The sequence below is a fragment of the Streptomyces sp. NPDC091272 genome, assembly GCF_044757485.1.
Taxonomy (GTDB): Bacteria; Actinomycetota; Actinomycetes; order Streptomycetales; family Streptomycetaceae; genus Streptomyces.
Map to the genome: position 1 here is coordinate 327,281 of NZ_JBIVVC010000006.1, position 13,394 is coordinate 340,674.

Consider the following 13,394-nt stretch of genomic DNA (forward strand, 5'->3'; position numbering starts at 1 on the left):
GGTGACCATTCCGCACCACGCGACGGTCCAGGCCGCGAGGCAGCCGTCCCAGCCCCCGTGCCCCGACCCGGTGGTCGCCGCACTGGGCGCTCTGGGGGCGCCGGTCGACTGCGCCGGACTGCGCAGCCTGCACCTGGAGGGCCCGCTCGTGCTGTGGCTCGTCGTGCAGGGCGAACTCGACCTGTTCGCCGTCGACGCCGCCCAGGCCGGCCACTGGCACTTCCTGGGCCGGCTGCGCGCGGGCACCCTGCTGCTCGGCCCGGCCGACGGCCCCGGACACACCCTGGTCGGCCGCCCCCTGCAGGGCTGCCTGCTGCGCCGCGTCGAACTGCGGGAACTGCACCGCCCCGAGCACGGCGGCCCCTGGTACACCGACCAGGAGCCGTACGGGTACTCCGAGGCCGGGGCACGGCTCAGCCCCCTGGAGAACGCCTTCGCGCTCGGCATCGGCCGCGGTCTGCACGTCCTCTACCAGGCGCCGCTGGACGGCCCCGCCACGACCGAGCAGGGCGGCGCCGACGACGACATCCTGTGGATGCAGGTCCCCCCGGGCAGCGTGCAGTACGGGGCCGCCTACGAGGCCGAGCCGATCGGCACCCTGCTGCTCGCCGCGGCGATGTGGCAGGGCATGGTCGACCAGCAGTACCGGCTGCTGTACGCCCTGGACGACTGGATCGAACAGCTGGAGCGCGCCCACGAGGACCGTACGACGGCGGGCATCGAAGCCGGTCGCGCGGCCCGTACCCAGGCGGACCGGGCGCTGGTGTCCTCCATCGGTGGCCCCGGCCGGGCGGGTGGACACCCCGCGAGCGCCGACGCGACGTTCGCCGTGTGCCGCCGGGTCGCCGACGAGGCCCGCATCACCCTGTCCGAACCGGGGGAGGCGGGCGCCGCCGAGCGGACGGACCCCGTCGAACGCATCGCGCTCGCCTCCCGGATCCGGACCCGCCCGGTCCGGCTGACCGGGCGGTGGTGGCGGGAGAACAGCGGCCCCCTGGTGGGCCGGCGCACGCGGGACGGCGCTCCCGTCGCGCTGTTGTGGCGGCGCGGCCGGTACGAGACGGTCGACCAGGGCGGTCGGCGCGAGCGCCTGAACGAGAGCGCCGCGGCCGCCTACGAACCGCGCGCCGTCATGTTCTACCGACCGCTCCCCGCAGGGAAGCCGAGTCTGGTGACCCTGCTGCGGTTCAGTGTCCGCGGCACCCGCGGGGAGCTGCGCAGCCTGCTCCTGGGCGGGCTGGTCGCGGTGGCCCTGGGCGCGCTGGTGCCCATCGCCACCGGAACGGTGCTCGGCCAGTACGTACCCAGGGCCGAGACCGGCCTCATCGTGCAGACCTCCGTCGCGCTCGTCGTGACCGCAGTCGTCTCGGCCGCCTTCCTGCTGCTGCAGAACATCTCCCTGCTGCGCATGGAGGGCCGGATCGAGGCCACGCTGCAACCCGCCGTCTGGGACCGGCTGCTCCGGCTGCCCACGAAGTTCTTCGCCGGCCGCTCCACGGGCGAACTGGCCGGCGCGGCCATGGGTATCAGCGCCATCCGCCGCGTGCTGTCCGGGATCGGCCCGGTCTGCGTGCAGTCGGGCACGGTGGGCACGGTGAACATCGTCCTGCTGCTCATCTACAGCGTGCCACTGGCACTCGCGGCGGTGGCCATGCTGCTCGTCGTCGCAGCGGTGCTGCTGGGCCTGGGACTGTGGCAACTGCGCTACCAGCGAAGGCTGATCGTGCTCGGCAACAAGCTCAACAACCAGGCGTTCCAGACCCTGCGCGGACTGCCCAAACTGCGTGTGGCCGCGGCCGAGAGCTTCGCGTACGCCGCCTGGGCACGGGAGTTCGCCCGTACCCGCGAGCTGCAGCAGCGGGCCGGCCGGATCCAGAACCTCGCCACGGTGATCGGCGCGGTCCAACTGCCGCTGTGCACACTGGTGATGTTCATGCTCCTCGCAGGACCGGCCCGCGGCACGATGTCCGCGGGCGAGTTCCTCACCTTCAGCACCGCCGTCACCATGCTGCTGTCCTCGGTCACGCAACTGTCCGGTGCGCTCCTGTCGGCCGCCGCCGTACTGCCCATGTACGAGCAGGTCGGGCCGCTGCTGCGGGAGGAACCGGAGATCCGCGGGACCAGCACCCCGCCGGGCGTGCTGAGCGGCGCCGTGGCGGCCAGGCAACTGTCGTACCGCTACACCGACGACGGCCCTCTGGTGCTCGACGACGTCAGCCTGGAGATCCGGCCGGGGGAGTTCGTGGCGATCGTCGGGGCCAGCGGCTGCGGCAAGTCGACGCTGCTGCGACTGCTCATCGGCTTCGACGCTCCCGTCACCGGCAGCGTGCTGTACGACGGCCAGGACCTGGCGGCGCTCGACCGGGCGGCCGTGCGCCGCCAGTGCGGTGTGGTCCTGCAGAACGCCGAGCCGTTCAGCGGCTCGATACTCGACTGCATCCGCGGCACCGGGGAGTTCTCGCCGGAGGAGGCCTGGGAGGCCGCCGCGACGGCAGGCCTGGCGGAGGACATCAAGGCCATGCCGATGGGCATGCACACCATGCTGTCCGACGGCGGCGGCACCGTCTCGGGCGGCCAGCGTCAGCGGCTGATGATCGCCCAGGCCCTCATCCGCAAGCCGCGCGTCCTGTACCTCGACGAGGCCACCAGTGCGTTGGACAACGAGACGCAGCGGGTGGTCATCGAGTCCACCCGCGCACTGCGCGCCACCCGCGTCGTGATCGCCCACCGCCTGTCCACGGTCATGGACGCCGATCGGGTGATCGTGATGGCGGACGGGCGGATCGTCCAGCAGGGCCCACCCGCCGACCTGCTGGCGGACCCGGCGGGCCTGTTCCACGAACTGGTCCGCCGCCAGCTGCCGGAGGCCGGAGCTTAAGGCCGCCTCCTAGCCGTCGCAGCCGACCCGGCCGCCGCCGGCATACCTGGTTCCGTTGACCTCCACCCAGCCGGTGATCTCGGCGCAGTAGGTGTTGGAGCCCGAGACGTAGACGCCGCCGGCGTACGTCGCGTAGGGGCCCCTGTCGTACCAGGAGGTCTGCCAGACATAACGGCGCACCCGGATCTCCATGGTGTGCGAACCGGCCCTGTTGTCGTAGGTCTTCGCGCAGTAGGTGCCGCTCCCCGCGAAGTCCTGCCAGACCTGGATGTACCCCACTCCGTCCGACAGAGGCATGCGGGGGAGCGCGACGCCCTTGCACGACGCGAACGGCCCCGCGTATCCGGACGGCGCGTCGTCCGGGTCGGTCGCCGACGCGGCGCCCGGCACACCCAGCACGACGGCGGCCACCAGACCGCAGACCGTCGCGACGGAGAGCCCGCGGCTTCTGATCCTGTCGAACCTGCTCACCACAAGCCCCCCTTGAGTCGCATGTGCCGTCTCATGTGCCGTCGGCCCGCGATCCCTACGGGTCGGCGGCGAACGGCATTCACGCCCGGACGACGGCCCCGGGTCCCTCGCGCCCGGCCAACTCACCGTAGCGAAGCGCCCGTCGCCCGGGAAGTGGCCGTCGGGACGAGGGGACCGGGTGCGGGGGACGGTGAGGGGACCCGGAGCCGGGCGTGGTCCTCCTGGCGCAGCAAAACACCCCCTTCGAGGGAGCCTGATCGTTCGCGCGGTTTGGGAGCGGCACCGATCACGGCAGGCTCACGGCATTTGTCCAAAGTCGCGGCCGGGCGCCCAGCCTGTCGCTCACCGGAGGTGCCCGCTCATGGCCCTTGTCATCGTCGTAGCTGTGATCGCTCTGCTGGCGGGCCTGGCGGCCAACCGCTGGCTGCGGCCGCGACTGCTCAGCGAGGACGACGACACGGGCATGGCGGTCAAGGACCTCGTCGGACCGCTCCTGACCCTGACCGTGCTGCTGCTCGCGTTCGTCCTGGTGACCGCCAACGGCTCGTACGGAAAGGCCGAGGTCGCCGCGCGCGGAGAGGCCCGCGCCCTGGACCAGCTCGTCGAGACCGCCGAGTACGCTCCCGCCGCCCAGCGCGGACAGATTCAGGCCGACGCTGTCTGTTACGCCCGTGCCGTGCAGGCCAAGGAATGGCCCGCCATGGCCGACGGAGGCGGCTCGCAGGCACCCAGCGTGTGGTCGACCGACTTCCGCAAGGCCTTCCGCGCACTGGAGGGCAAGCCCGTGTTCGGCATGCTGGTCTCCGCCGACCACAAGCGCTCCGACGAACGCGAGGAACGCCTCACCCAAGCGAGCGCGAGCATTCCCAGCACCATCTTCTGGTTCCTGCTCGCCACGCTCTTCATCACGGTCGCCGCACTCGGTATCTGTCTGCCCCGCAAGAACAACCGGGGCCAGGTGATCACCCTCACCGTGATCACCGCTCTCCTGACGACCATGCTGGTCATCATCCGGGACGTGGACCGGCCCTTCGGCGGGATCATCGACGTGAAGCCGACCGCGATCAGCGACGTGGAACGGCAGGCGACCCGCGACTTCCTCGCCCATCATTCCGACAGTGCGATCCCCTGCGACGACGAGGGCTCTCGCCGTCCCGTCTGACACGGGGCGTTCTTCATTCGGTGAGGGAGAGCGGCCCGCTGCATGCCGCGGCGGGCAGTTCGGGTGAGGCGATGCGTACCCGGTACGTGCCGCAGGGCACTTGAGGGACGGCGACGGCTATCTGCCGGGCACGCGGGTCGACCGTGCTGGCGAGCACGGCCACCGGGGCCCACCCGCGGGAGGTCGGCCGCTCCAGCAGCACCCGGCACGGGTAGGCCAACGGCCCGGACACCTGCCAGCGCACCAGACACCGGTCCACGCGATGCCAGTGCGCGCCCGGCCGGGGCGACTCGATGCGGATGGTCTCAGCCACCGGCTCCTGGTCCCCCCGGCACACCCACCGGGCAGCAGCCCGCAGCCGGTCCGTCAACGTCGCCACCCAGTTCATGCTTCTCCGTAGATCTGTCGCACGGGCATGGACAACACCGCCTCATGGCAATTCCGTCATCCAATTCCCGCCATCCACAGCAGGATTCGGGACCTAGGTCCCCACTTGTCTGCTGCGGGGATGTCGCAGAGATGGGCTCGTGGACCCTCGCGGCGCGTACGCCTCACGTTGCGTCGCCACGGCGAGACCTCACTCCGAGTTCTTCTGCAGCAGGTAGTCGTACGCCAGCTGCATGGTGTCGGCCGCAGCGAGGGCGGTGAGGCCGCCCGTCACGGTCCGCGTGGCGCGGGGCCACAACAGCTGGGCCCCGGTGAAGGTCGTCGTCAGCCAGACGCTCAGACAGAACGGGCAGGTGGCCAGCTCACCCACGGTGGCCCTGATGCCGTCTCCGCGGGGGCTTTCGGCCACCTCGGCGGGGCCCGTCGCCGACTCGTAGCGGGTGAAGGGCGCCCGGAGCGGGCTCGTGACGGAGCCCTTGCTGAGCAGCCGGCTCAGCCGGAACACGGCGGTCGCCGTCAGCAGGAGGCCCTGCGGATCGGGACGTTCCGGGAGCTTGGCCTTCCGTACGGCGACTGCCGCGCCCCAAGCGGCCGTGTACGCGCCGAACGCGGCGACGGCCCCGAGGTGCCGGCCGAGGTGGCGTTCCTCCCGCGGCGAGTAAACCCTGCCCAGCCGCCGGACGGCCTGTCCTGCCCTGTGCAGGCCGCTTCCCGCTCCGGTCGCGTCTTCATCCGCGGCATTCACAGCATTCACAGCATTCACAGGATCCACAGCAGAAGCCTCCATTGGACGACGTTGATGTTCCGAACTCGCGCGCACGCCAGGCCGCCTGCCCGCTCCTCTGCTCTCCTCTCTTGCTGCGTCTCTTGCGTCTCTTCGCTGTGCTCAGATTCCTGCGGGGAAGCGTTCCCAGACCCGGTGGGCGCCCATCAGGTCGGTCAGGAGATCGAGTGCTTCGGATGCGGTCTCGCTGTTGACGACTCCGGGTGCGTCCTCCGGTACGCCTGCCGCCGTCAGCGCGGTCCGCGCGTCGCTCCAGCCGCCGATCGCCTTGCCGTGGCGGAAGGCTTCCGCCAGCAGCAGCAGGACACGGGGGTCGGTGACGACGGCGTGCAGTTCGTCCGCCTTGGCGTCCCGCGCGCCGTACGCGTCGGCGCCCGCCCGCGGTGTTCCGGCCAGCAGGATCGCGTCGAACTCGACCGAGCGTGCGGTGGTGAACGTGCGCTGCACGGTGACCGGTTCGCCGTTGCCGTCGTCGAGCTTGCCGCCCGTCGGCGCGATCACCAGCGGCACCATGCCCGCGTCCAGCACGGCCTCGCGCACGGACCGCACGCCCGCGAGGTCGTCCGACTCACCGGCCACGATCCCGATGATCCGGCCGTCGAGCGGCCAGACGCCGCCGACCTGTGAGAGAGCGGGGCTGGGAGCGGGGTCCACCAGCTTCACGGTGGCCTCCGGTGCCGGCAGGCCGAGGCCGGTGGCCACCTCCTGGCACAGCACGGGGTCGATGTTGGCGAGTACCCGCAACGCCCTTTCCTTGACGGCCTGTTCGTAGCACTTGTTCAGCTCGAAGGTGTACGCGGCGATGATGTGCTCGCGCTCTACGTCGCTCATGCTCAGCCAGAACAGCCTCGGCTGGCTGAAGTGGTCGTCGAAGGAGGCGGGGGCCTGGCGGACCTTGCGGCCTTCCGGGATCGCCACCGGCCGCTCGACGTAGGCCCCGACGTCCTCTCCGGCCATGAACGGGCAGCCGCCGTCGAGGGAGTTGGGCTGATACGGCGCCACGCCGCTGTGCACGGCGGTCTGGTGCATGCCGTCGCGCAGCATGTCGTTGACCGGGGCGTGCGGGCGGTTGATCGGCAGCTGGCCGAAGTTGGGGCCGCCGAGCCGGGTGATCTGCGTGTCCAGGTACGAGAACAGACGGCCGGCGAGCAGCGGGTCGTCGGTGACGTCGATGCCGGGCACCAGATGCCCGACGTGGAAGGCGACCTGTTCGGTCTCGGCGAAGTAGTTGGTCGGGTTCGCGTTGAGGGTGAGCAGGCCGACCGGCTGCACCGGTGCCAGCTCCTCCGGCACGATCTTCGTCGGGTCGAGCAGGTCGATGCCCTCGAAGACCTGCTCGGCCGTGTCGGGGAACACCTGGATGCCCAGCTCCCACTGCGGGTACGCGCCTGCCTCGATTGCGTCGGCGAGGTCGCGGCGGTGGAAGTCCGGATCCACGCCGTTGGTGATCTGCGCCTCCTCCCAGACCAAGGAGTGCACCCCGAGCTTGGGCTTCCAGTGGAACTTCGCGAGGGTCGTCGATCCGTCGGCGGCGACCAGGCGGAAGGTGTGGACGCCGAAGCCTTCCATCATCCGGTAGGAGCGGGGGATGCCGCGGTCGGACATGTTCCACAGGGTGTGGTGGGTGGCTTCGGTGTGCAGGGTGACGAAGTCCCAGAAGGAGTCGTGGGCGCTCTGGGCCTGCGGGATCTCCCGGTCGGGGTGGGGCTTTCCGGCGTGGATGACGTCGGGGAACTTGATGGCGTCCTGGATGAAGAAGACCGGGATGTTGTTGCCGACGAGGTCGAAGGTGCCCTCGTCGGTGTAGAACTTCGTGGCGAAGCCGCGGGTGTCGCGGACGGTGTCGGCGGAGCCGCGGGAGCCGAGGACGGTGGAGAAGCGTACGAAGACCTCGGTCTCGGCGTCCTTGGCGAGGAACGCGGCCTTGGTGATCTTCCCGGCGGTGCCGTAGCCCTGGAAGGTGCCGTGGGCTGCGGCGCCGCGGGCGTGCACGACGCGCTCCGGGATGCGTTCGTGGTCGAAATGGGTGATCTTCTCGCGCAGGTGGTGGTCCTGGAGCAGGGTCGGGCCGCGCTCGCCCGCCTTCAGGGAGTGGTCGGTGTCGTACAGGCGGGCGCCCTGCGCGGTGGTCAGGTACGCGTCCCGTTGCGCCACCACTTCCTGGTCCACCCCGGTGGGCTCACCGGTGGGGCTCACCGTGGCCGGACCGCGCTGGTCCGCCTTGGGCGGCAGCGGAGGCCCGGGAGTGGTGGGCTCGGCGGCAGCGGGCGTCTCGGCACCGGGCTTGCCGGGGACGCCGTCGGCGGGGCCGGTCCCGGGAACCAGCGTATCGAGTGCCTTCTTGGCGGCAGCCTTCAGGGGCTTGGCCGCCGCGGCCGTCTTCTTCTTGGCGGACTGCTTGGCCGGTTTCCCGGCGGACTGCTTGGCCGGCTGGGCGGCCGTCTGCTTCGCCGCCTTCCCGGCGGACGCCTTGGCCGGTTTCGCGGCCGACTTCTCGGCCAGCTTCTTGGTCGGCTTCCCGGCGGACGCCTTGGCCGGCTGCGCGGCCGACTTCTCGGCCAGCTTCTTGGCTGCCTTCTTGGCCGGTTTCGCGGCGGAAGCCTCGGCCGGCTTCCCGGTCACCTTCTTGGCAGACTTCCCGGCCGGCTTCGCGGCAGACTTCTTGGCAGGCTTTTGGTCCGGCATGCGCTCTCCAACGATGGGTGGTGCGTGGGTGATGCATGGGTGCTGGCCAGGAAAAGCAGCGGGCTGAGGGGAGGGGCGGCCAAGGGGAGGGGCGCCTACGGTAAGGGCGCTTACGCAAAGGGCGGGCGCCTACGCAGCGGGGGAGCGGCCGCCCAGGTAAACGCCTAGGGAAACGGGACGCCCGCCCGTTCGCGCAGCGCCGTACGGTCCTCGCGCCAGGCGGCGAGCAGATGCTCGCCCAGCCGGTCCTCCAGGAAGCCGGTGGACCGGATGCCGAACGCGATGTCGGAGGCGAGCGCGGGCTCGTCCTCCAGCAGGCCGCCGATCACGTCGCGACGGACGATCTGCTCATGGACGGCGTCCGCCTCCACGTGTTCGTCGTAGAACCGCTGGGCGGCCGGACCCGCGCCCGCCTTCCGCAGGGCCTGGGCGAGGCGCCTGGAGCCGGGCGGCGAGGTGATCTCGACGGTGGCGAAGTGACCGACAAGGGCGCCGCGCAGCCTGCGGTGCAGGCCGAACAGGGACATCTGGTTGACGGTCGCCAGTGCCTGCGCGGGCGCCACGTCGAGGTAGTGGCCGTACGTGGTGTCCAGTCCGAGGTCGGCCATCAGGTCGGCGAAGAGCTGGGCATGGATGTTCTCCGCCCGCCCGCCGCCGAACTCGTCGAACTCGATGGCGACCATGGCGGCCTTGGCACGGCCGCGCAGACGGGGCACGACCCACAGGTGCGGATCGGCCTCCTTGAGGTGGTAGATCGAGCGCAGCGCCGCGTACTCGCGTAGCTTCCAGAGTTCGCCGCCCGCCTTGAGGTGGTGGCTCACGCTGTGCCCGTCGTCGCCTGCGGGCTCGACGAGCAGTTCGCCCACCGCCTCGTCCACGCTCCGCGCGGTGGGGGAGTCGGCGCGAAGCGCGGTCAGGAAGCGGTCCTCGGCGGCGGCCCGGACCCGCAGGAGGTCGGGGTCCCACTCGCAGAGCTCGCCGACACCCTCGAAGCCGCGGTAGTGCAGCTCGTACAGGAGGTAGAGACAGAGCTGCAGGTCGTCGCCGTACGGCTCGGCGCGGGCGATGTCCTCGGGGCGGGGCAGCGCGCCGCCCTCCCCGCGCAGGGCGGCCAGCACGGTACGGGAGAGGTCGCCCCGCGGGGCGGGGAGGTGCGGGGCCGTGGGGCGGGGCTGTTCGGTGAGGGTCACGGCTGGCCTCCGTTCTCGCGGGCGGTGTCGGGGTCGGGGGCGTCGTTCGCGGCACCGGGCCTGACGCGGGGCCGGTGGCTGGTGTCGCACCAGGGGTACGTGCGGCTGCGGCGGCAGGTGCAGAGGGCGACGGTGAAGCGGTCGGATGTGACGGTGGTGCCGTCGGGCAGGACGACCTCGACAGGTCCGTCGATCAGCATCGGTCCTTCGCGGTCGACCGTGATGCGGCGGGGCCGGTCAGCGTTTGACAGCACGAATGATCACCAGTTCTTCCTTGTCCTGCCCGGGTTCGAGCAGCCCCCGCTCGCGCAGCCAGGCAAGTCGTCCCCGCATGACGGGGCCCAGGGGGATGTACGCGCGGTCGCTGACCTGCGCCTGCATTCCGGCCTCGGTGAGGCACCGCACGGTCGTCTCGGCCCCACTGACCGCCGAGTGGACCAGCAGGAGCGTGCCGCCGGGCCGCAGGGCCCTGGGCGCGACGTGACAGATGCGATCCAGGAGGGCCCGGCCGTCCACGCCGGCGTCCCACGCACGAGCCGGCCCGCGGCCGGGCAGGGCCGCGTGGGGGGCGGGTACGTAGGGCGGGTTGCTGACGATGAGGTCGAACGTCCGTCCGGGCAGGGCGCTCATCAGGTCACCACGGCGCACGGTGACCCGCTGCCGGGCGAGGAGGGCGTTGAGGCGGACGGCCAGTACGGCGCGGCGGGAGATGTCGACCGCGCTCACCCGGGCCCCGAGCCGTGCGGCGTGGGCGGCAAGCACACCGCTGCCCGAACACAGGTCCAGTACGTCCCGGCCCCGAACGTTCTCCCGGCCGATGGCCTCCGCCAGGAAGTGGCTGTCCGCCTGCGGGGCGTACACCCCTGGCAGCCGGATGACTCTGCCGAAACCGGGCCAGGAGTGTGGGGCGTGGGCGGTTGTCACGGGGACCTCCGTAGTGCGTTCGGTGCGCTCAGGGGGGCACCCCGTACGGGCGAGTCCCTTCCACCAGACTGCGGCCCCCTCCGGCGTGCCACCACTCGGAAGACCACGTCCGGCTACTCGCGCCTCGCGTTTGTCCCACCCGGGTGCCCCCTCCCCTCCGTCCCACACGTCACCTGGTGCTCAATGTCGGACAGCGGCTCAACCTGGAACATCACGCACCGACGCGCCCCGACGCGCACCAACCCACACCAACGCGCACCCACCAATGAGTTTCCCGCGCCGCGCCGGTCTGTACGCGTGAGACCCACTTACGGAAGGCTGGCGCCATGCGGAAACTGATCTACGGCATGAACCTGACCCTGGACGGCTACATCGCCGCGCCCGGCGACGACATCGGCTGGAGCACGCCGAGCGACGAGCTGTTCCAGATCTGGTCCGACCAGTTGCAGGCGACCGAACTGTCGCTGTACGGGCGCAAGCTGTGGCAGACGATGAGCTCCTACTGGCCGACCGCTGAACACCAGCCCGACGTCACCCCGGCCGAGGCCGAGTTCGCGCGCCGCTGGCGGGACATGTCGAAGGTGGTGTTCTCCTCGACCGTCGACAGCGTCGACTGGAACACCCGTCTGGTCACCGGCGACGCGGTCGCCGAGATCACCCGGCTCAAGGCGGAGGACGGCGGCCCGATGGACATCGGCGGCGCGACACTCGCCGGCGCGGCCGTACGGGCCGGGCTGGTCGACGAGTACGTGCTGGCCACCGCCCCGGTCCTGGTGGGCGGCGGCACGCCGTTCTTCACCGCGCTGGACAGCTGGGTGAACCTGACCCTGGTGGAGACACGGACGCTTCCCGGCGGCGTGATCCTGACCAGGTACGAGACGAGGCGCTGAGTACCTGGTACCTGGTCCTGGTCCTGGTAGGCCGGCGCGCCGTCCGTCAGGCCGTCGCGTCGTCCGCACCCGCACCCGCACCCGCCAACTCCGCACGCAGTGCGACCACCTGCATGTTCAGCGCGAACTCGAAGCGCTCTTCGTAGGTGCCCGCGGATACGTGTGAAGCGGCCGTGCTCAGGGCCGGGTAGGCGGGATCGTCGAACTCCGTCACGCAATGCGGTGAGTCGGCGGAGTGTCCCTGCTGTCCCTGCTGTTCCTGCGTGATGCCCAGGATCAGGTAGAAGACCGTCCAGTTCGCCCAGGCCGCCGTACGGGCCGGAAAGCCGGCGTCGAGCAGGGTCTGGATCACCGTGTCGGCGAACCGGTAGGTATTCGGCTCGGTGGTGGCGAGCCCCGCGAGCAGCCGGGCCGCGTCACGGCGCGCGAGGATCGCCTCCCGGCACCACCGTGCCAGAGCCCGGAACCGGTCCTCCCACGGCTCGGGCAGTGCGGCGACATCCAGGTCCGAGAGCACGGCGTCCGACATCAGGACGAGCAGTCGCTGCTTGTTGTCCACGTGCCAGCGCACCGTGTTGTGCTGCACCCCCAGCCGCTCCGCGACGGCACGCATGGTCACCAGGTCCAGGCCCTGCTCGTCGAGCACTTCCAATGCCGCGCCGACGACGGCTGCCCTGCTGATGCCCATGTGCTCCCTCACGCTCGCTCTCTCCGCGCTCGCTACTGCCCAAGCCCGGCACTGTCCACGCCTGCTCTTGTCCGGCGGACAATATACGGCGGTCACGCCTTGTCCACTGGACAAGAGATCGCTATTGTCCAGTGGACAAGAGAAAGAGGTGCACAGTGTTGCTGGCTGAAGCGGCAAGGTCGGAGGTCCAGGAATTGCGGGTGATGGTGTGTCAAGTGCGCTGGGAGGCCGCCGGTGTGGTCTCCGTCGAGCTCTCGTCCCCGGACGGACGGCCGCTGCCACCCTGGCGGCCCGGCGCCCACGTCGAACTCGCCCTGCCGACAGGGATCGTGCGGCAGTACTCGCTGTGCGGCTCCCCGCAGGACCGGTCCTCGTACCGCATCGGGGTGCTGCGCGAGCGGGCGAGCCGGGGCGGCTCGGAGTACGTCCACGCCTTCCTCAGGCCGGGACAGCCCGTGCAGCTGCGCGGACCGCTGGACAACTTCGGATTCCGCCGGGAGAAGTCGTACTTGTTCATCGCGGGCGGCATCGGCATCACCCCCGTCCTGGCGATGGCGCGGCAGGCCGCAGCCTGGGGCCTGCCGTGGCAGCTCCTGTACGGGGGTCGTTCCGGCGACTCGATGGCCTTCCGCGACGAACTGCGTGCCCACGGCGACAACGTACGGCTCTACCCGAAGGACCGGACGGGCCGGATGCCGCTCCGAACGCTGCTGGAACGGCCGCGTCCCGGGACCGCCGTCTACGCGTGCGGTCCGGAAGCCCTGCTGGCCGAGGTCGAGGAGCGGGCCGCGCACTGGGCCCCCGGCTCGGTACGGCTGGAGCGGTTCCGGCCGCGAGCCAGGCCGGCGGCCCTGCCGGACGCCGACGTAGAGGTCGTGTGCGCGCGGTCGAACCGTACGGTCACCGTCCCCGCCGGTACGAGCATCCTCGGCGCGCTGGAGGACGAGGGCCTCCCCGTGACCGGCTCCTGCCGCGAGGGCGTCTGCGGCACCTGCGAGACCCGGGTGATCGACGGCGAACCCGACCACCGCGACGACATCCTCACCGCCGAGGAACGCGCGTCCGGTGACCGCATGTACCTCTGCGTCTCCCGGGCGCGCGGCGAACGCCTCGTCCTTGACGTGTAGAGACCCGGGCTCGACGTGCGGAGGCCCGGGCTCGACGTGCGGAGGCCCGGGCTCGACGTGCGGAGGCCCGCGCTCGACGTGCAGAGCCCCGCGCTCGACGTGCAGAGCCCCGCGCTCGTCGTCCAGAGGCTCGCGCTCGACGTCTGGACACCCGCGCCCGCGGCGCTCCGCCCCACCCCACCCCACCCCACCCCACCCCGCACTCCTT

At 71.2% G+C, this 13,394-nt stretch carries 12 protein-coding genes; 4 read left to right on the top strand and 8 right to left on the bottom strand.

The window, feature by feature from the left end; all coding sequences use genetic code 11:
• Position 1: 1 nt before the first annotated feature.
• Positions 2-2,878: an NHLP bacteriocin export ABC transporter permease/ATPase subunit gene (locus ACIQM4_RS19550; protein ID WP_401592923.1), complete on the top strand. Its 2,877-nt coding sequence runs from the start codon at positions 2-4 to the stop codon at positions 2,876-2,878.
• A 9-nt stretch (positions 2,879-2,887) separates the two neighbouring features.
• On the opposite strand, the gene ACIQM4_RS19555 is transcribed toward ACIQM4_RS19550, so the two are convergent.
• Complete coding sequence (locus ACIQM4_RS19555) at positions 2,888-3,349, bottom strand: hypothetical protein (RefSeq protein ID WP_401592925.1); 462 nt, start codon at positions 3,347-3,349, stop codon at positions 2,888-2,890.
• Positions 3,350-3,710: 361 nt separating this feature from the next.
• On the opposite strand from ACIQM4_RS19555, the gene ACIQM4_RS19560 reads away from it, so the two are divergent.
• The gene (locus ACIQM4_RS19560) at positions 3,711-4,511 is read left to right on the top strand and encodes a hypothetical protein (protein ID WP_401592927.1); all 801 of its coding nucleotides are present in this window, start codon (positions 3,711-3,713) and stop codon (positions 4,509-4,511) included.
• Between the two features lie 13 nt (positions 4,512-4,524).
• Here ACIQM4_RS19560 and ACIQM4_RS19565 read toward each other — a convergent pair whose 3' ends face one another.
• The 6 genes from ACIQM4_RS19565 to ACIQM4_RS19590 all read right to left on the bottom strand — a co-directional run bounded on the left by ACIQM4_RS19565 (position 4,525) and on the right by ACIQM4_RS19590 (position 10,481).
• Entirely contained in the window at positions 4,525-4,824 is a 300-nt protein-coding gene (locus ACIQM4_RS19565) for a hypothetical protein (protein ID WP_401592929.1), read from the bottom strand.
• Between the two features lie 264 nt (positions 4,825-5,088).
• On the bottom strand, positions 5,089-5,652 hold the full coding sequence (locus tag ACIQM4_RS19570; protein ID WP_401592930.1) for a DUF1360 domain-containing protein: 564 nt from the start codon (positions 5,650-5,652) through the stop codon (positions 5,089-5,091).
• 132 nt (positions 5,653-5,784) lie between these two features.
• Complete coding sequence (locus ACIQM4_RS19575) at positions 5,785-8,367, bottom strand: catalase (RefSeq protein ID WP_401592932.1); 2,583 nt, start codon at positions 8,365-8,367, stop codon at positions 5,785-5,787.
• Between the two features lie 164 nt (positions 8,368-8,531).
• Positions 8,532-9,557 (bottom strand): iron-containing redox enzyme family protein, encoded by a 1,026-nt coding sequence (locus ACIQM4_RS19580; protein WP_401592934.1) that lies wholly within the window; start codon positions 9,555-9,557, stop codon positions 8,532-8,534.
• Positions 9,554-9,757 (bottom strand): CDGSH iron-sulfur domain-containing protein, encoded by a 204-nt coding sequence (locus ACIQM4_RS19585; protein WP_401593193.1) that lies wholly within the window; start codon positions 9,755-9,757, stop codon positions 9,554-9,556. Before ACIQM4_RS19585 ends, ACIQM4_RS19580 begins: the two co-directional genes overlap by 4 nt.
• Before the next feature lie 37 nt (positions 9,758-9,794).
• Positions 9,795-10,481, bottom strand: coding sequence for a HemK2/MTQ2 family protein methyltransferase (locus ACIQM4_RS19590; RefSeq protein ID WP_401592936.1), 687 nt, complete (start codon positions 10,479-10,481; stop codon positions 9,795-9,797).
• Between the two features lie 326 nt (positions 10,482-10,807).
• On the opposite strand from ACIQM4_RS19590, the gene ACIQM4_RS19595 reads away from it, so the two are divergent.
• On the top strand, positions 10,808-11,371 hold the full coding sequence (locus ACIQM4_RS19595; protein ID WP_401592938.1) for a dihydrofolate reductase family protein: 564 nt from the start codon (positions 10,808-10,810) through the stop codon (positions 11,369-11,371).
• Between the two features lie 46 nt (positions 11,372-11,417).
• Here the strand turns inward: ACIQM4_RS19595 and ACIQM4_RS19600 are convergent, their stop codons facing one another.
• Positions 11,418-12,071, bottom strand: coding sequence for a TetR/AcrR family transcriptional regulator C-terminal domain-containing protein (locus ACIQM4_RS19600; RefSeq protein WP_401592940.1), 654 nt, complete (start codon positions 12,069-12,071; stop codon positions 11,418-11,420).
• A gap of 191 nt (positions 12,072-12,262) precedes the next feature.
• Between ACIQM4_RS19600 and ACIQM4_RS19605 the strand changes: the two genes are divergently transcribed.
• Positions 12,263-13,186 carry a PDR/VanB family oxidoreductase gene (locus ACIQM4_RS19605; protein ID WP_401592942.1) on the top strand — a complete coding sequence of 308 codons (924 nt, stop codon included), beginning with the start codon at positions 12,263-12,265 and terminating at the stop codon, positions 13,184-13,186.
• Positions 13,187-13,394 lie beyond the last annotated feature (208 nt).